This window comes from Dyella thiooxydans (genome assembly GCF_001641285.1).
Classification (GTDB): Bacteria; Pseudomonadota; Gammaproteobacteria; order Xanthomonadales; family Rhodanobacteraceae; genus Dyella_A; species Dyella_A thiooxydans.
This window is the reverse complement of the sequence record NZ_CP014841.1, coordinates 2,387,628-2,405,490: the sequence shown is the minus strand read 5'-3', so window position 1 is coordinate 2,405,490 and position 17,863 is coordinate 2,387,628. Positions and strand designations below refer to the sequence as shown.

Below are 17,863 nucleotides of genomic sequence, written 5' to 3'. Positions count from 1 at the left end.
CATCGCCGCGCGGAGGGCCCCCTCTGGCGGCCTGTCAGGCGCTCAACGGAAGCGGTGGATGAAGCCGACCTGGAAGCCGCCCGGCAGCCAGCTCAGGATCAGCGGCGACTTGCGCTTCGCCGACCAGATGCCGATGCCGGTGCCCAGCGCGGCGCCGACCAGCACGTCGCTCTGCCAGTGGCCGCGGACTTTCATGCGCGCGACGGCGTCATAGGCCGGCAGCAGCGCCAGTGCGTAGACTGCGGGGTGTTCGTCGCCGTAGTTGACGATGAACGGTGTCACCGCCGCGGAGATCGCCGCAACCTCGCCACTGGGGAAGCTCTGCGCGCTCGAACTCTTGAACCACTGGTCGGGGCTGGCCGTGTGCGAGGGCCGCTCGCGGCGGAAGGTGTATTTCATGCCGGTGGCGGCGACGCCGGTGATCACCATCGAATCGACCGAGCGCCAGAAGGTATCGCCGAGCTTGTCGTTGTCGCCGAGCGCCAGCGCGCCGACGCCGACGGTGAGGATGCTGCCGTACATCAGCGCCAGCTGGTTGTTGCGTTTCCAGATGCCGCTGTTGTCGTAGTGCAGGCGGTGGTCGATGCCGAACGGGCCGCCGGCGGCGCGAACCGGCGACGTGACCAGGACCGTGGCGAACAGGCACAAGGCAAGGCAAAGGCGGCGCATGGCGAATCTCCCCGATCATCGCGGGGACGGACCCCGGACGCCCCGAGCCTGCGCGTGCCGGCTTTCGCCCCGCTTACGTGGGCCAGAGCATCCTCCGGACGATTGGGACGAAGCTTGACGAGGGTCAGAATCCGGGACGGTCGAGCGCCTGCCGCTCGACCGGTGTGAGCGGCACGGACACGGCGCGGCCCTCTCGATGGGAGGCGAGGCCGGCCTCGATCACCGCCATGGTCGCCAATGCCTCGATCGCGCGCACCGGCATCGGCGCCTCGCACCGCAGGGCGTCGCGCAGGCCGGCGTAGCAGGCGCGCTGGTCGCCCGGCGCTGGCGCGCGCCGGGTCTCGCGACCCTCGCCATCGATCACGACCAGCGGGTCGGGATCCTCGCCCCAGCCGGCCGAGCCGGGGATCTGCCCGGCCAGCATCTGCGCTTCCTGGCGGTCGGCGCCGGTCTTGACCAGGCTGCCGCGGGTGCCGTGGACGACGAAGCGCCGCGCGCCACCGGCGACCAGCATGCTGGCGTGCACGATCACCTGCCGCACGCCGTAGTCCAGCCGCACGTGTGCCCAGTCGTCGCTCAGGCCGCCGGCGCGCTGGATCGCCAGAGCGGCGTGCACGCGCGCGGGCAGACCGAACAGCTGCAACGCCTGGTCGACCAGGTGGGGGCCGAGGTCGTACCAGATGCCGGCGCCGGGGCCGGCGGACTCGCGCCAGCGGTCGCGCACGGTGGGGCGGTAACGGTCGATGTGCGACTCGAAGTGCACCACCTCGCCGATCGCGCCCTCGTCGATGGCCTGTTTCACCGAGAGGTAGTCGCTATCCCAGCGACGGTTGTGGAACACCGAGAGCTGGCCGGGCGAGGCGTCGGCCAGCGCGACCAGCGCACGCGCCTCGGCCAGGTCCAGCGCCATCGGCTTGTCGATCATCACGTGCCTGCCGGCGCGCAGCGCCGCGCTGGCCAGCGGTGCATGGGTGTCGTTGGGCGTGGCGATCACCACCAGGTCGATGCCGTCGTCGGCGATCAGCGCGTCGGGTGTGGGCAACACGCGCATCCCGGGCAGGTCGGCATGCACCTTGGCCGCGTCGCGCGAGGCGACGGCGACCAGCTCCATGCCGGGTGTGGCGGATATCAGCGGCGCGTGGAAGGTCTTGCCGGCGTAGCCGTAGCCGATCAGGCCGACGCGGATGGGTGGATAGGCTGTCATGGTGAGTCCGGTGTCGAGCGCGCCTCGCATGCCCAAGACGCTGGATCCCGGCTTTCGCCGGGATGACGGTCGTGCAGCTTGAGGGCGAAGTGATCACATGGCTTCGTTAGGCTTTGTCGCATCCAAACATGTAACGCAATAGTTGACGCGCTCCAAAGCAGTCATCCCGGCGAAAGCCGCAGGCGTTCTTCAACGGCGGAAGCCGGTCATCCACCGCCTTGTGCCGCGACGCCCGCCGGTCACCCGTATCTGCGCGTGCGGGCACTGCGCGCTTCCCCCAAAAGACGAAAGCCCGCCAGGGCGGCGGGCTTTCGAACATGCCCGCCGGGTCGCGGACCTACTTCACCGTGATCGTGTCATTGCCGCGATCGGCATCCGGCAGATCGTGCTTCGGGTCGAGCACGACCGAGGTCACCGGCTGGGTGCTATCCACGTGCACGACGTAGCTGGTGTGCTGCATCCAGGTTTCCACCGGAATCCGCACGTCGCGCTTGCTGCCGTCGGCGTAGGTGAGCTCCAGGGTGTTCGGCAGCACCAGCTTGTCGTGGTTGGACACGGTGATGTCCGCGCCGTTCTTCCAGCCGCCAGCGGCCGGCGCGGCCTTGTCCACGCTCATGTCGAACTGCCAGTTGTGTTCGAACCAGCCGCGCCAGAACCAGTTGAGGTCCTCGCCGGTTTCGCTGTCCATGAAGCGGAAAAAGTCCGACGGGCTCGGGTGCCGGTAGGCCCAGGTGGCGATGTAGCGGCGGAACGCCGGGTCGAAGCGCTCCGGGCCGACGATCTGCTCGCGCAGCAGCACCAGGCCGAAGGCGGTCTTGAAGTAGGTGATCGGGTGGCGGTACTTCTCCTTCACTGCGTCGGCATAGGTCATCGGCGGCGGGGCGTCCGGGTCCTTCAGCAGCGCGGCGATCTGGTCGGCCGGGGTGCCCTTGCCGGGTGCGTACTCGCTGTCGCGCTTGGGCGCGTACTTGCCGCCGTCGAAGGCCTCGGCTTCGTAGACGTCGACGAAGGTGTTGAAGCCTTCGTCCATCCACGCGTCACGGCGTTCGTTGCTGCCCACGATCATCGGGAACCAGGTGTGGCCGATCTCGTGGGCGATCAGCATGCGCAGGACGGGGCCGGCGGCCTTCTTGTGGTCGAAGGTAATGCCCGGGTACTCCATGCCACCGGCGGTTCCGGCCTCGTTGATGGCGACCGGATACGGGTACGGGAAGTAGGTCCTGGAGAAGAACTCCACCGACTTCTTCAGGTCCTGGGTGGCCACGCCCCAGGCCTGGTCGCCGGCGCTTTCCACCGGATATGCGGACATCGCCAGGGCGGTCTTGCCGCCGGGCAGGTTGATGCGCGCGGCATCCCAGATGTACGCCCTGGAGGCGCCGAACACCGCGTCGCGCGCATTCCTGATCGCGAAGTGCCAGGTCAGCGTGCCGCCCTGCTTTGGCCGCGAGGCCGGGTCGGTGACCTCCGCCGCGGTGCGGATCATCACCGTGGCGTCGCTGTGGCGGGCCTGGTCCAGTCGCTTGATCTCGGTCGTCGTCAGCACGTCCTGCGGGTTGAGCAGTTCGCCCGAACCGACCACGATCATGTCCGACGGCACGGTGATGCGGTAATCGAAGTTGCCATACTCGAGGTAGAACTCGCTGTTGAGGAAGGGCTGGGTATCCCAGCCGCGCAGGTCGTCGTAGACGCATACGCGCGGGTACCACTGCGCCATCTCGAAGATGTCGCCCTGCCTGTTGGCGTTCCAGTCGGTGCGGCCGCCGAATTCGCCGGGCACGGTGTAATCCCAGGCGATGTGCAGCTTGAGTTTGCCGTCGCGCGCCTTCAGCGGCGCGGGCAGGATCACCTGCATGCGGGTGTCGCTGATCACCCATTTGGCCTTCTGTTTGTGGCCGGATGCGTCTTCCACTTCCACCGAGCGGATGTGCTCGCCGTCGGTGAACTCGGTCGGGAACTTGCCGCCACCGAAGGCGCCGCGGGCGTCCTTCGTGTAGCGGTTCTGCTCCACCTGCAGCCAGATCACGTCGAGTGCGTCGGGGCTGTGGTTGCTGTAGGTGATCGTCTCGCTGCCGGTGAGCTTGCGCGCGACCGGATCGAGCGAGGCCTGGATGGTGTAGTCGGCACGGTTCTGCCAGAACAGCGGGCCGGGTTTGCCGGCGGCGTCGCGCATCGCGTTGGAGGCGTGCGGGTAGGCGAACGGGGCGAAGGTTTCCAGCGGGTTGAACGAGCCGGACGTGGTATTGGCGGCATGCAGCGGCAGTGCCGCGCCGAACAGCATCGCCAGGGCGGCGGCGTGCCGCATCGATGGGATACGCATGGGATGGGGTTCCCCTGGGTTGGCAAGAAGTTGCGGAGGAACGGCGCGTTGCCGCAGCCGTTCTTCCACCTTACGCGATCACTGTCGTGTCAGCTATGCGGCGGCGGGAACGACGGTGGCTCGCCTGCATTGCCTGCGCCCCAGCGCGTGTCGGCCTGGCTGCCGAGCACGTAGTGCAGCGTGCCGCCGTGCTCGACCAGCGCAGCGCTCAGCCACGGCTTGTCGTGCGGTTGGCCGTCCACGGTGAGCGACTGTACGAATGGCGTGTCGACCGAGGCGCCCGGGGCGTCGATGGTCACGTCGCCGCCGCTGCCGTGGATCACCGCATGCGGGAACAGCGGGCTGCCCAGCACCAGCTCGGCGCGGCCGGGAATCTCCGGGTACATGCCGAGCGCGGCCCATACGTACCAGGACGACATCTCGCCGAGGTCGTCGTTGCCGGGGATGCCGTCCGGCGTGTTCTTCCAGATCGTGTCGGTGACGATGCGCACCGCTTCCTGCGTCTTCCATGGCTGGCCGGTGTAGTCGTACAGCCAGGGCGTGGCGACCGAGGGCTCGTTGTCGAGCTCGGCGTGCAGCGGACCGGTGTGGGTCAGTGCCCACTTGCCGTCGGGCGTGTGGAAGAAGGCGTCCAGCCGCCGGGTTGCGGTGGCCTTGCCGCCGAGCGTGTCGAACAGGCCATGGATGTCGTACGGCACCATCCACAGGTAGACCGAGGCGCTGCCTTCGACGAAGCCGTCGTCGGTGTCCGGAGTGAACTTCGGCCAGCTGCCGTCGGCGTTGCGGTTCTGGATGTAGCCGCCTTCCGGCGTCGCGTTCGGGTTGAACAGGTTGCGCCAGTAGCCGGCACGGGTGAGGAACTGTGCACGGCCCTTTTCATCGCCGACCCGGCGGGCCAGCTCGGACAGCGCGAAGTCGGCGGTGGTTTCTTCCAGCGTCTCACCGGCGCCGCCCCAGGCGTGCGACTGGCTGGCGATGTAGTGCAGCTTCAGCCACTGGTCGAGCGAGGGGCGCTCGCCCACGCACTCGACGTTGCAGCCGGCGTCGGAGAGGTCGTGGGCGGTGACCACGGTGGCGGCCTTCTTCAGCGACGCGTAGGCGCCGGCGAGATCGAAGTCGTGGCCGCCGAAGGCGACGATGTCGGCCAGCGCCGGCACCGCGGGGTCGCCGCTCATCACGTGGGTGCCGCCGGAGTTGTGCGTCCAGCGGTCCCACTCGCCGTGGTTCTGCTTCGCCTGGTTGTACAGCGACTGCGCGATGTCGCTGCCGCGCTTCGGGTCCAGCCAGGTCACCAGCTGCAGGTGCGAGCGGTAGATGTCCCAGCCGGAGAAGTTGGCGTACTGCATCTCCTGCGTGCCGGTCACCGAGTGCGTCTTCTGGTCGAAGCCGCGGTACTGGCCGTTGACGTCGCTGTAGACGTTGGGGTGCATCATCACGTGGTACAGCGCGGTGTAGAACGTGGTGCGCTGGTCCGGCGTGCCGCCGTCGATGGCGATGCGGCCGAGATCCTCGTTCCAGGACCGGGTGGCCTCCTCGCGGACGGTGGCGAAGGGGGTGCCCTTCGGGATCTCCGCCTTCAGGTTGGCGCGGGCATTGGCCAGGCTGACGTAGGAAATGCCCACGCGCACGCCGACTCTGGCGCCCCTGTCGCCGAAGTCGATCCACGCGCCCGAGCCCTTGCCGTCGGGGAAGAAGCCCTTCCTGCCATAGGTGGTGCCGCCGCGGGCGGCGCGCGCACCTTTGTGCACGGTGCCGTCCACCCAGGTGCCGCCGGCGCTGAACGGCTGGTCGAACTTGGCGACGAAGTACAGCGTGTAGTAGCTCTTGCGGTCGGCCCTGGCGAGGTAGCCGCAGAAGTTGCCGCTGGTAACCGAGCCGGTCACCGTGCGGGTGGCCGGGTCGACGGCGACGTGTGCGTCGCTGGAGCCGACTTCGGAGTCGGAGGCGCGGATCAGCAGGTGGGCGGGCCTGCCGGCCGGGAAGTCGATGTCGGCCATGCCGCTGCGCATCGCGGCGGTGAGCGCCACCGTGCTGCCATTGGCCAGCTTCACCCGGTAATAGCCGGCCTCGGCGGTCTCGTCGGTGTGGCTGAAGTCGCTGGCGTAGCGGCTGTCGGTGGCGTCGGCGGACGGCGAGCGGGTCACTGCCGTGGTGATCGGCATGAACGGGATATCACCGCTGGCGCCGGCGCAGCCGGTGCCGGACAGATGGGTCAGCGCGAAGCCGCGGATGCGGGGATGGTCGTAGGCATAGCCGCCCGGCGCGGTGGTGCGGTTGTGCTTGCCGCGGGTGGTTTCCGGGCTCCACTGCAGCATGCCGAACGGCCGCATGGCGCCGGGGAAGGTGTTGCCGCCGTGGCTGCTGCCGATCAGCGGATTGACCGCCCCGGCGGGCGAAGGCAGGGCCGTGCCGGCCAGTGCGGACGAGGCCGCCAGCAGCAGGGGGACGAGGACGGACAGGCGGGGAGCAGGGACGCGCGACATGCAGACTCCGGTCGTGAGAGTCCGACGCGGACCGCTCCTGCGATGCCACGCGGGACAGACTGCGGATGCGGACCGGTTCCTGCCCGGCCCGCGCGGGGGAGTGGCGACCGACGGAAGCCGGTCGCCGGGTTTCAATCGATCAGCCGGTCAGCAGCGCCAGCACTTCGTGGCACGCGCCCATGGTGTGGTAGTCGGTCTTGCCGGCCGGGCTCTTCTCGTCGTCGATCTTGCGGTTGTCCTGGGTGAGGATCCGGTACCAGGCGCCGTAGGCGTGGTCGATCATGTGCTGCCAGCTGTAGCGCCAGATCTTCTCGTAGACCTCGCGGTAGCCGGCGTCGCCGGTGCGGTCCTCGAGCAGCGCGGCAGCGGCCAGCGACTCGGCCTGCACCCAGAAGTACTTCTCGCCGTCGCAGACGCTGCCGTCCGGCGCGAAGCCGTAGCAGATGCCGCCGTTCACTTCGTCCCAGGCAGCGGCCAGCGCGCGGTCGAACAGCTCCTTCGCTTTCGGCACCAGCCAGTCCTGCCCGGTGCCGCGCTCGCGCAGCAGCGGATCCATGATCAGCAGCAGCTTGGCCCACTCGGTCTGATGGCCGGGCTGGAAGCCCCACGGCTTGAACAGGTTCTTCGGGTCGTCCTTGTTGAACTCCCAGTCGATGTTCCACGCCGTGTCGTAGTGCTCCCACACCAGGCCGCCGGCCTTGGCCGCCTGGCGGCGGGTCATGTGGTCGGCCAGGGTCAGCGCGCGGTCGAGATAGCGCGGCTCGCGGGTGGCCTGGTAGGCGGCGATCATCGCCTCGCACATGTGCATGTTGGCGTTCTGGCCACGGTAGGGCGAAAAGTGCCAGTCGGCATCCGCCTCGTCGCGGTACAGGCCCGCGTCGGCGTCCCAGTAGCGGGCTTCGAGCAGGTCCCAGGTCTCGTCCATCCAGGCCCGGGCTTCGTCGATGCCGGCCTTCACCGCCGTGGCGTAGGCCAGCAGCATGAAGGCCACGCCGTAGGCCTGGTTGGAGCTGTCCTCCGGCTGGCCGTCGCGGATCGTCCAGTGATAGCCGCCGTTGGCGGGGTTGCGGTGTACCTCGCGCAGGTAGCGCAGGCCGTGCCGGGTGGCGTCGAGGTAGTCCGGGTCGCCGAAGGCCAGCCATGCCATCGCGTAGTTGAAGACGAAGCGCGTGCTGCTGACCAGGTGACGATGGCTGCGGTCGTAGATCGTGCCGTCGTCCCGGAAGTACTGGAAGAAGCCGCCGGCCGGGTCGATCGCGTGCGGGTGGTAGAACGCCATCGTCTGCGCGATGTGGTCGCGCAGGAACGCGGGCGAACGGAAATCGGGGAATGGGGGCGTCGTGGTATCGCTCATGCGTGGGCATCCATGAAGGCACGGGTTTCGGCGTCGGTCGGCATGGCGGTGAACGAACCCTGGCGCGATGCGCACAGGGCGCCGCAGGCCGCCGCGTAGCGCAGCACCTCGTGCAGGTAGGGCAGCTTGCCGACCAGGTGGTCGAGTAGCTCGCCATCGCCATCCAGCTGGGCCAGCCGGCACAGCAGGCCGCCGACGAAGGCGTCCCCGGCCCCCGTGCTGTCGACGGTATCGACCGCGTACGTGGGCAGCTCGCCATCCGCGTCGGGGTGGAACCAGCGCATCGTGCGAGGCCCGTCGGTGACGACGAGCAGGCGGGTGCGTCCGCGCCAGAGGCGATCGAGCGTCGCCTGTTCGCCATCCACCGCCAGCCAGCTCAGCTCCTCGGCGCTGAGCTTCACGACGTCCGTCGCGTGCAGCACCGGCCATACATGGTCCAGCGGGTCGCGTTCCCGCGGCCACAGCGACGGGCGCAGGTTCACGTCGAAGCTCACCAGCGCGCCGGCACGATGCGCGCGCTGCATGCCCTCGAGCGTCACCGCTGCGATCTCCGGCTCGGTGAGGCTGTTGGAGCAGACGTGGAAGATACGCAGGCCCTCGAACGCGCTTTCGCGGAAATGCGACAGCTGGAACAGCAGGTCGGCCGAGGGTGGGCGGTAAAAGCTGAAGCTCCGCTCCCCGTCGGCGTCCAGGCTCACGAACGCCAGCGCCGTGTTCGCCTCGGCGGTACGCGCCACGTCGTCGGTGCAAACGCCGGCGTCCCGCAGATGGGCCATCAGGAAGTCGCCGAAGCGGTCCTCGCCGAGCATGCCGGCGAAGCGTGCTTCACCCCCCAGCCTGGCCACGGCCACGGCCACGTTCGCCGGCGCTCCGCCAGCGAACGGCACGAAATGGCGGGCGAAGCCGCGGTCGTCACGGCCTTCGCCATGAAAATCGATCAGCGCCTCACCGAAGCACAGGATGGGGCGGCTCATGGCGTCCGCCTCACGCGTGCGGGGCCATGGGTGCGTCGTCGCGCACGCGCGAGCCGGAGACGCCGTAGAACACGATATACGCGTAGCACAGCAGCGGCAGGATGAAGGCATGTTGCAGGCCGAAGCGGTCGGCCAGCACACCCTGCACCCACGGCACGATCGCGCCGCCGACGATGGCCATGATCAGCAGGCTCGAGGCCTTGCTGGTCATCGGTCCGAGCCGCTCGATGCCGAGCGCGAAGATGGTCGGAAACATGATCGAGTTGAACAGGCCGACGGCGATCACGCTGTACATCGCCACGTTGCCGTGGCTCATCATGGTGGTCAGTACCAGCAGCATGTTCACCGAGGCGAACGCGGCCAGCAGCTTGCGCGGCGACATCGTCGCCATCAGGCCGGAGCCGATGAAGCGGCCGATCATGGCGCCGCCCCAGTAGTAGGAAACGTACTTGGCCGCTTCCTGTTCGCTCATGTGGCCGATGTCCGGCATCGACAGGTAGTTGACCATGAAGCTGCCCAGCGACACCTCGGCGCCGACGTAGCAGAAGATCGCGATCACGCCGAACAGCACGTGCGGATGGCGCAGTACCTCGGCGAAGCTGTGGCGGTCGTGATCGCCCTTGTCGGTGGCCTCGGTCAGTGCCGGCAGGCGGAAGGCCCACACGAACAGCGCCAGCAGGAACAGCACCACGGCGAGCCCGACGTACGGTCCCTGCACCGCGTGTGCCTGCTGTGCCTGGTAGGCGAGCTGGTCGGCCGGCGCCATGGCGGCGAGTTCCGTCGGCGACTTGACCACGCTGGAAAGAATCAGCATGCCGCCGAACCAGGGGGCGAGGAAGGTGCCGAAGGAATTCAGCGCCTGGGCCAGGGTGAGCCGGCTGGAGCTGGTCTTTTCCGGGCCGAGCAGCGCGACGTACGGGTTGGCCGCCACCTGCAGCACGGTGATGCCGGTGGCCAGCACGAACAGCGCGCCGAGGAACGCCGGGTAGGAGTGCAGTCCGGCGGCGGGCCAGAAGCCCAGTGCGCCGACGCCGGCGATCGCCAGGCCGGCCACGATGCCCTTCTTGTAGCCGAGGCCGGCGACCAGTTTGCCGGCCGGCAGTGCCATCAGGAAGTACGCGCCGAAGAAGGTGAACTGCACCAGCATCACCTGGGCATAACTGAGCTGGAAGATCGACTTCAGGTGCGGGATCAGGATGTCGTTCAGGCAGGTCAGGAAGCCCCACATGAAGAAGATGACGGTGAGCACCATCATCGCCATCGGGTAATCGGTGTAGCGGCCGCTGCCGGACGGCGACGAGGGCGTACGCGGAGAAGACATGGGTGATGCGAGTGCCATGACGGATTCCGTTGGGAGGAAAGAGAGCGGCTCAGGCCGCCAGTGGTGGGCAGCTGCTGTCGCGGACGATCAGCTCGACCGGGACGATCGTGCGTTCGCCGCGCTCCTGCGGGTGCTCCAGGCGGGCCAGCAGCAGGCGGGCGGCCTGGCGACCGCGCTCGCGCGGGGCGGTGGAGATGGTGGTGAGCGAGGGCGAGACCATGGCGGCTTCGCCGATGTTGTCGAAGCCGGTCAGCGCGAAATTGCGGCCGGGCTGCAGGCCTCGCTGGCCAAGGCCGAGCATCAGGCCGAGCGCGACCGCATCGTTGTAGCAGACCGCAGCGGTGGGCGCCGGATCGCTGGCGAACAGGGCATCGCAGGCGCGCGCGGCGTCCAGCCGGGTCGGCGCACTCTCGATCAGGTAGTCCCTGGGTACCTTGAGCCTGGCGCGCTTCATCGCCTTCATGAAACCGGCGCGGCGCTGCTGGCAGGAGCTCGATTGCGCGTGGCCGCCGAAGAAGGCGATGCGGCGGTGTCCCTGCTCGATCAGGTGCATGGTGGCCAGCTCGGCGCCGCGAGCGTTGTCCAGCATCAGCCGGTCCCAGTGGGCGGACTCCGGCAGGTCGCCGCCCAGCTCCCGGTTGAACAGCAGCACCGGCATCTGCGGGCCCAGCGACTCCATCACGCGGGAGACGTCGCTGCCTTCGGCCGGCGACAGGATGATGCCACCGGGGCCGTGCTCGATCAGCGAGCTGAGCACGGCCTGCTGTCGCTCCGGCGACTCGCCGGTGCTGCCGAGCAGGGTGACGAAACCGGCTGCCCCCACTTCCTCGTCGACGCCGGCGGCGAATTCGGCGAAGAACGGATTGGCCAGGTCATTGAGCACCAGCGCGATGCTTGAAGAAGTGCGCTTGCGCAGATTGGCCGCCGCCCGGTTGTAGATATAGCCTTGCCGCTGCAGTTCGGCCTGCACCCGTTCGCGGGTATGGCGGTTCACCAGCGGACTGTTGCGCAGCACCAGCGAGACGGTGGCCCGCGAGACATCGCAGGCAGCGGCGATGTCGATGAGCGTGACCTTGCGGCGAATCGGGGCGTGGGTGCTGGGCATGGGGTGCAATCGGCTGCAAATCGATTCGAATGTACCTGCAACGGCGCGGGTGCGCCCTCCGGCGCTGCAGCATGCGGCGACCGGCACGGGGATGATAGCGTTATTTTTTAGAACGATCTAAATAGGACGTGTCATGGATCACAAATGGGTACTCGCAACGTCGGTCTTCCTGGCCCTGGCATCGACGGCAGCCGTCGCTGAGAGCCCCGCTCCCCCGGGACACGCCACCTCGGTCGACCCGCGCATCGGCACCGGCGGAGCCGGTCATACCTTTCCGGGCGCCACGGTGCCGTTCGGCATGATCCAGCTGTCGCCCGACACGGCCATGCCGGACTTCCACCACGCCTACGCATGGGCCGCCGGCTACCAGTACGGCGATCCGACCATCATGGGCTTCTCGCACACCCACTTCTCCGGTTCCGGCCATTCGGACCTGGGCGACGTGCTGGTGATGCCGATCGCCGGCGACGTGAAGCTCGATCCGGGCGATGCCACCCGGCCCGGCAGCGGCTACCGTTCGCGCTTCAGCCATGCCACCGAGGTGGAGCAGGCCGGCTATTACGCGGTCACCCTGAGCGACTACGGCGTCCGCGCCGAGCTCACCGCCGGCAAGCGCATCGGCTGGCATCGCTACACCTTCCCCAAGGGCAAGCCGGCGCATCTGCTGCTGGACCTTCGCCCCAGCATCTACGACTACGACGGCAAGGTGCTGTGGTCGCGCCTGCGTGTGCGCGACGACGGCACCGTCACCGGCTGCCGGCTGACCAACGGCTGGGCGCGCGGTCGCGAGCTGTGCTTCGCGATGCGCTTCAACCAGCCGATGACCGGCCGCACGCTCTACAACCGCGAGCAGAACGTGCCGTACAAGGGCTTCAAGGGCCCGGGCAACCAGCCGCAGGACCGGAACGACCAGAACGGCCGCGCGCTCGAGGCGGTGTTCGATTTCGGCGCGCTGGGCAAGCCGCTGGAGGTGAAGGTCGCGATCTCCACGGTCAGCGCGGACAACGCCATCGCCAACCTCGACACCGATGGCAAGGGCTGGGACTTCGACGCCCGCCGCCGCGAAGCCACCGCGGCCTGGAACAAGGTATTGGCGACGATCGACATCGATGGCACGCCGGCGCTGAAGACGCAGTTCTACACCGCGCTCTACCACGCCTTCCTGTCGCCCACGCTGAGCATGGACGTCAACGGCCAGTACCGCGGTCCGGACCACCAGGTGCACCAGGCGAAAGACGCCAACGGCAAGTTCGACTTCTACTCCACCTGGTCGCTGTGGGACGTCTACCGGGCCCAACAGCCGCTGATGGTGCTGCTGCGCCCGGACATGAGCACCGACTTCGTGCGCTCGCTGGTCGCCGCGGCCAAGGACAGCCCGTTCGGCATCCTGCCGGTGTGGGCGTACCAGGGACTGGAGACCTGGTGCATGATCGGCTACCACGCCGTGCCGGTGATCGCCGACGCCTACGTCAAGGGCGTGCGCGGCTTCGATGCGCACGAGGCACTGAAGGTCATGGTGGCCAGTGCCACCTACAAGGCCTACGGTGACCTGGCCGACTACATGAAGCTCGGCTACGTGCCGATCGACCATGAGCCGGAAGCCGCCTCCAAGACGCTGGAGTACGCCTACGACGACTGGTCGCTGGCGCAGATGGCCAGGGCGATGGGCGGGTCGGCCACGGCGGCGACCTTCATGAAGCGCTCCACCTATTGGCGCAATGCCTGGGACCCGGTCACCGGTTTCATGCGCGCCAAGCTCAGCAACGGAAAATTCCGTGAGCCGTTCGATCCGACCTTCGCCGGCTACGGCAGCGACTACACCGAGGGCAATGCCTGGCAGTACTCCTGGTACGTGCCGCAGGACGTGCCGGGGCTGATCGAGGCGATGGGTGGCAAGGAAAAGTTCATCGCCAAGCTCGACGCCACCTTCGATGCCAAGGTCGACCCGGCCCACTTCAAGAACGTGGAGGACATCACCGGGCTGATCGGCTGGTACGCGCACGGCAACGAGCCGAGCCACCACATGGCCTACCTCTACGACTACGCCGATGCACCGTGGAAGACCCAGCAACGGCTGAAGCAGATCATGGACACCCAGTACGCGGCCACGCCCCAGGGACTGGCCGGCAACGACGACCTGGGCCAGATGTCCGCCTGGTACGTGTTCACCGCGCTGGGCTTCTATCCGGTGGCGCCGGGCAGCGACGTCTACGCGATCGGCCGGCCGTTCGTGCCGAAGGCGGTGCTGCATCTGGCCGGCGACAAGACCTTCACGATCACTGCGGCACCCTTCGACGGTTTGCATCCGTATGTTGGCGAGATCACCCTCGATGGCCACCCGCTCAGGCAGCCTTTCCTGCACCACGGCGACCTGGTCGCCGGCGGCACCCTGCACTTCACCATGGTGGCCCGCCCGCCTGCCGGCGCGACGGCAGGCGATGCGCGTTGAGCACGCCGCGTCCGCGACCGGTCCGCATGACGCGCGGGCGTGCCAGAATGCCCCGTCCAGCCTGTCGGGGGGCGGTCGGTAGATGCAGATGAGGAACCTGAGCTTCCTGCGCTGGCGGGTCATCGGCCTGCTGCTGTCGGTGGTGGTGATCGTTGCGTTGCCGTATGCGATCACCCGCAATACCTCGAACGATGCGCTGGATGCGTCCCAGTGGGTGACGCATTCCTCGGAGGTGAAGTCGATCACCTACCGCATCGCCTATCTCAGCCGCGATGCCGAGGCGGCCTCCTACCGGATCGTGCTGAGCGGCGATGACGAGACGGCGCAGGGGCGGATCGACGATGCTTCGCATGCGATTTCCAAGCTGATCTGGCAACTGCGCGACCTCACGCGCGACAACCCGGACCAGCAGGCGCTGATCGGTTCGCTGCAGACCACCATCAGCGGCCGCTCCACCCTGATGTGGCAGGCACTCTGGCGCGCCCGCCACAACGACCGACCCGGCGCGGAGAAGGCGCTGCGCGACGCCGGCAAACTGTTCGTGCTCGGCGACATCCTCGACAAGATCGTCAGCACCGAGGACCGGCTGCTGGTGGACCGGCGCAAGGCGGCACAGGCCCAGTCGAGCAACTATCGCCTCGTGCTCGGCATCGGTGCGTTCGCGCAGATGGCGCTGCTGGGCATCATCGTGGTGGTGTCGGAGCGGCAGATCGGCGAACGCCTGCGTGCGGAGGAGCGCGAGAGCCAGGCGGTGCGTCGATCGCGGCAGATCGTGCAGGCGGTGCGCGAGCCGATCGTGCTGCTGGACAAGGAACTCAACACGCTGCTGGTCAACGCCGCGTTCGCCGAGCTGTACGGCATGGACCCGGACGAGACGCAGTCCCTGCCGTTGGCCGAACTGGGTGGGGGTGCCTGGAATGACGGGCCGCTGCTGCAGCGGCTGGGCGACGTCATGCTGCGCGACCGCGAGCTGTGGGACTACGAGCTCAACCAGCGCACCGCGGACGGTGCCGATCGCCGGGTGGTGGTCAATGCGCGCCGCGTTCAGCAGGAAAGCGACGAACCGGCCCTGCTGGTGACGGTGAGCGACATCACAGTGCGCGCGCTGGTGGAAAAGCAGGTCAAGGAGCTCAACCGGCAGCTGGAGGGCAAGGTCGAGCAGATCTCCGACGTGAACCGCGAGCTGGAAGCCTTCAGCTACTCGGTGTCGCACGATCTGCGCGCTCCGCTGCGACACATCGCCGGTTTCGCCGGCAAGCTGGAGCGCCACCTCGGCGAACGACTGGACGACAAGGGGCACCACTACCTCGGCGTGATCTCCGGCTCGGCCCAGCGCATGGCCCAGCTGATCGACGATCTGCTGGTGTTCTCCCGCCTCGGCCGCGGTGCGCTGCGCCTGCAACCGGTGGACATGCAGTCGCTGGTGGACGAGGCCCGCGCCCTGGTCGAGCCGGACACCACCGATCGCCGCGTCGAGTGGAAGGTGGCGCCGTTGCCGGTCGTGGTCGGTGACGAGAACATGCTTCGCATGGTCTGGCAGAACCTGGTCAGCAATGCCGTGAAGTACACCGGCAAGTGCGACGTGGCCCGGATCAGCATCGAGACCACGCGCGCGGCCAACGGCGACTACCAGTTCACGGTGGCGGACAATGGCGCCGGGTTCGACATGGAATACGCCGGCAAGCTGTTCGGTGTGTTCCAGCGGCTGCACCGCGCCTCCGACTTCCCCGGCAACGGCATCGGGCTGGCCAATGTCCGCCGCATCGTGGCGCGTCACGGCGGACGGGTCTGGGCCGAGGGCGAGCCGGGCAAGGGCGCACGCTTCCACTTTTCCCTGCCGGCCTCGGACGCCGGCGACACCCATCGACAGGACCGTTCATGAGCAATCGCCTTATCCGCCCCATCCTGCTGGTCGAGGACAGCCTCGCCGACGCCGAAATGGCGATGGATGCGCTGCGCGAGGCCAACCTGGCCAACCCGGTCATCCACCTCGAGGACGGGGTGGAGTGCCTGGACTATTTCTACGCCCGCGGTGCCTGGGCGACCCGCGAGCGGGCGGAGCCGGCGGTGGTGCTGCTGGACATCAAGATGCCGCGGATGAACGGCCTGGACGTACTCACCCAGATGCGCAGCGACGAGCGCCTGCGGCGGGTCCCGGTGGTTATCCTGTCCTCCTCGCGCGAGGAGAGCGATCTGGCCCGCAGTTGGGACCTGGGCGTGAATGCTTACGTGATCAAGCCGGTCGACGCGGACCAGTTCTTCGAGGCGGTACGCACCCTGGGCCAGTTCTGGGCGGTGCTGAACCAGTCGCCGGCGTTGGACTGACCGCGACGGGGCAAGGTGGCCGCGCTACGCTGCGCGGCAGACAAGGACGCAGATCGGATACAGCTTCCATGCCTCACAGGTTGAATCGGACCCTCTCTCCCATCCGCGTCCTCCAGGTGGAGGACAACGCGCTCGACGCCGAGCTGGTGCTCGGCGAGCTCGAGGCGGACGGTCTTGCCTATTCGGCACGGCTGGTCGACGACGAGGCCAGCTACCTCGAGGCGCTGGAATCGTTCCGGCCGGATATCGTGCTTTCCGACCTGAGCCTGCCGGGCTTCTCCGGTCAGCGCGCGCTGGAACTGCTGCGTGCCCGCGACAGCGATACGCCCTTCATCTTCGTCTCTGCCACGCTGGGCGAGGAGGCGGCGATCGAGGCGCTGCGCAATGGCGCCACCGACTACATTCTCAAGCAGAACCCGGCGCGCATGGCCAGTGCGGTGCGTCGCGCGCTCAGCGAGGCCGAGGCGGAACGTGCCGCCCATCGCGCCGAGGCCGAGCTGATCCGCGCCCAGCGCTTCGAGGCGCTGGCGATGCTGGCCGGCGGTCTCAGCCACGACCTGCGCAACCTGCTGCAGCCGCTGTTGCTGGCCGGCGACAGTCTGCTCGACTACCAGGACGATCCCCGTCTGGCGCGGCTGGGCTCGCTGGTGCGTGACTGCGGCAAGCGCGGGCTGGAAATGGTGCAGTCGATGCTCTCGTTCGCCCGCGGCGCACGCCGTGCCGAGCAGGTGCGGCTGGGCGCACTGACCAATGCTCTGGAACTGCTGCTGCAGGGTTCGGTGCCCCGCGCGGTGGCCATGGATATGACGCTGGACGATCCGGAGCTGACGTTCGAAGGCAATCACACCGAGTTGCAGCAGTGCCTGTTGAACCTTTGCCTGAACGCCATCCAGGCAATGCCGGACGGCGGTCGTCTGCAGATCACATCCAGCCGCTGTGCGCTGCCGGATGACTTCTTCCTGGACGACGAAGAGCCGCAGGAGGGCGAATACCTGCGCCTGACCGTTGCCGATACCGGCCACGGCATGGACGAGGACACGCTGGAGCGCCTGTTCGAGCCGTTCTTCACCACCAAGCAGACCGGCACCGGCCTGGGGCTGCTGTCGTGCAAGCGGATCGTCGCCAGCCACGGCGGTGTGATGCGGGTGGAGAGCGAGCCGGGCGAGGGCACCGCGTTCCACCTCTACCTGCCGCTGGCGCTGCAGGACGAGGCGGACGGAGCCGGAAGCGGCGAAGACTGGCTGCAGGGCGAGGCCGAGCGGGTGCTGGTGGTGATCGAGGAAGCCGCGCAGCTTTCGCTGCTGGCGGACATGCTCGACGCCTATGGTTACCAGGCCCACGGCAGCCAGAGCGGCACCGTGGCGCTGCAGTGGATCGAGGCCCAGGGCCTGCCCGACGTGGTGGTGATGGACGCGGAGATGAACCTGTTCACCGGGGTGCGCACGCTGGCCGCGCTGGTCGACCGTGGCTATGCCGGCCCGGTGCTGTTGCTGGCCCGCCCCGAGGCGCCGCCGCGGCTGGAGGAACTGCCGTCGCTGGAGCACCTGCATGTGGTGGACAAGCCGGTGACCGCGCGCGGCCTGCTGCAGACCCTGCGCCTGGCCCTCAAAAACAGCGAGGCCACCTGAAAGCGGTGGCCTCGCGTGTACCGCATGGCGGCGG

The 17,863-nt window shown here is 68.2% G+C and carries 12 protein-coding genes; 4 read left to right on the top strand and 8 right to left on the bottom strand.

Going from position 1 to position 17,863, the window contains the following annotated elements:
* Window positions 1–42 precede the first annotated feature (42 nt).
* From ATSB10_RS11015 to ATSB10_RS10980, 8 genes are all read right to left on the bottom strand, one after another.
* Window positions 43–669: a phosphatase PAP2 family protein gene (locus ATSB10_RS11015; protein ID WP_063672796.1), complete on the bottom strand. Its 627-nt coding sequence runs from the start codon at window positions 667–669 to the stop codon at window positions 43–45.
* A gap of 124 nt (window positions 670–793) precedes the next feature.
* On the bottom strand, window positions 794–1,873 hold the full coding sequence (locus ATSB10_RS11010) for an oxidoreductase (RefSeq protein WP_063674449.1): 1,080 nt from the start codon (window positions 1,871–1,873) through the stop codon (window positions 794–796).
* A 337-nt stretch (window positions 1,874–2,210) separates the two neighbouring features.
* Window positions 2,211–4,190: a M1 family metallopeptidase gene (locus ATSB10_RS11005; protein ID WP_063672793.1), complete on the bottom strand. Its 1,980-nt coding sequence runs from the start codon at window positions 4,188–4,190 to the stop codon at window positions 2,211–2,213.
* A gap of 89 nt (window positions 4,191–4,279) precedes the next feature.
* On the bottom strand, window positions 4,280–6,673 hold the full coding sequence (locus ATSB10_RS11000; RefSeq protein WP_063672790.1) for a GH92 family glycosyl hydrolase: 2,394 nt from the start codon (window positions 6,671–6,673) through the stop codon (window positions 4,280–4,282).
* A gap of 139 nt (window positions 6,674–6,812) precedes the next feature.
* On the bottom strand, window positions 6,813–8,027 hold the full coding sequence (locus ATSB10_RS10995) for an AGE family epimerase/isomerase (RefSeq protein WP_063672787.1): 1,215 nt from the start codon (window positions 8,025–8,027) through the stop codon (window positions 6,813–6,815).
* Window positions 8,024–9,001 (bottom strand): carbohydrate kinase family protein, encoded by a 978-nt coding sequence (locus tag ATSB10_RS10990; RefSeq protein WP_063672784.1) that lies wholly within the window; start codon window positions 8,999–9,001, stop codon window positions 8,024–8,026. The genes ATSB10_RS10995 and ATSB10_RS10990 overlap by 4 nt, the downstream gene beginning before the upstream one ends.
* A 10-nt stretch (window positions 9,002–9,011) precedes the next feature.
* Window positions 9,012–10,322 (bottom strand): L-fucose:H+ symporter permease, encoded by a 1,311-nt coding sequence (gene fucP / locus ATSB10_RS10985; RefSeq protein WP_063672783.1) that lies wholly within the window; start codon window positions 10,320–10,322, stop codon window positions 9,012–9,014.
* A 49-nt stretch (window positions 10,323–10,371) separates the two neighbouring features.
* Window positions 10,372–11,427: a LacI family DNA-binding transcriptional regulator gene (locus tag ATSB10_RS10980; RefSeq protein ID WP_063672781.1), complete on the bottom strand. Its 1,056-nt coding sequence runs from the start codon at window positions 11,425–11,427 to the stop codon at window positions 10,372–10,374.
* A 133-nt stretch (window positions 11,428–11,560) separates the two neighbouring features.
* On the opposite strand from ATSB10_RS10980, the gene ATSB10_RS10975 reads away from it, so the two are divergent.
* The 4 genes from ATSB10_RS10975 to ATSB10_RS10960 all read left to right on the top strand — a co-directional run bounded on the left by ATSB10_RS10975 (window position 11,561) and on the right by ATSB10_RS10960 (window position 17,829).
* Window positions 11,561–13,876, top strand: coding sequence for a GH92 family glycosyl hydrolase (locus ATSB10_RS10975; RefSeq protein ID WP_063672780.1), 2,316 nt, complete (start codon window positions 11,561–11,563; stop codon window positions 13,874–13,876).
* Between the two features lie 88 nt (window positions 13,877–13,964).
* Entirely contained in the window at window positions 13,965–15,758 is a 1,794-nt protein-coding gene (locus tag ATSB10_RS10970; protein WP_063674448.1) for a sensor histidine kinase, read from the top strand.
* Complete coding sequence (locus ATSB10_RS10965; RefSeq protein ID WP_063672779.1) at window positions 15,755–16,201, top strand: response regulator; 447 nt, start codon at window positions 15,755–15,757, stop codon at window positions 16,199–16,201. The genes ATSB10_RS10970 and ATSB10_RS10965 overlap by 4 nt, the downstream gene beginning before the upstream one ends.
* 68 nt (window positions 16,202–16,269) lie before the next feature.
* A complete protein-coding gene (locus ATSB10_RS10960; RefSeq protein WP_063672778.1) occupies window positions 16,270–17,829 on the top strand; it encodes a response regulator in 1,560 nt (519 codons plus the stop codon).
* Window positions 17,830–17,863: the final 34 nt, after the last annotated feature.

Coding starts and splice junctions, on each gene's coding strand:
- ATSB10_RS11015 (WP_063672796.1), bottom strand. CDS start 669: ATGCGCCGCCTTTGCCTTGCCTTGTGCCTGTTCGCCACGGTCCTGGTC.
- ATSB10_RS11010 (WP_063674449.1), bottom strand. CDS start 1,873: ATGACAGCCTATCCACCCATCCGCGTCGGCCTGATCGGCTACGGCTAC.
- ATSB10_RS11005 (WP_063672793.1), bottom strand. CDS start 4,190: ATGCGTATCCCATCGATGCGGCACGCCGCCGCCCTGGCGATGCTGTTC.
- ATSB10_RS11000 (WP_063672790.1), bottom strand. CDS start 6,673: ATGTCGCGCGTCCCTGCTCCCCGCCTGTCCGTCCTCGTCCCCCTGCTG.
- ATSB10_RS10995 (WP_063672787.1), bottom strand. CDS start 8,027: ATGAGCGATACCACGACGCCCCCATTCCCCGATTTCCGTTCGCCCGCG.
- ATSB10_RS10990 (WP_063672784.1), bottom strand. CDS start 9,001: ATGAGCCGCCCCATCCTGTGCTTCGGTGAGGCGCTGATCGATTTTCAT.
- fucP (WP_063672783.1), bottom strand. CDS start 10,322: ATGTCTTCTCCGCGTACGCCCTCGTCGCCGTCCGGCAGCGGCCGCTAC.
- ATSB10_RS10980 (WP_063672781.1), bottom strand. CDS start 11,427: ATGCCCAGCACCCACGCCCCGATTCGCCGCAAGGTCACGCTCATCGAC.
- ATSB10_RS10975 (WP_063672780.1), top strand. CDS start 11,561: ATGGATCACAAATGGGTACTCGCAACGTCGGTCTTCCTGGCCCTGGCA.
- ATSB10_RS10970 (WP_063674448.1), top strand. CDS start 13,965: ATGAGGAACCTGAGCTTCCTGCGCTGGCGGGTCATCGGCCTGCTGCTG.
- ATSB10_RS10965 (WP_063672779.1), top strand. CDS start 15,755: ATGAGCAATCGCCTTATCCGCCCCATCCTGCTGGTCGAGGACAGCCTC.
- ATSB10_RS10960 (WP_063672778.1), top strand. CDS start 16,270: ATGCCTCACAGGTTGAATCGGACCCTCTCTCCCATCCGCGTCCTCCAG.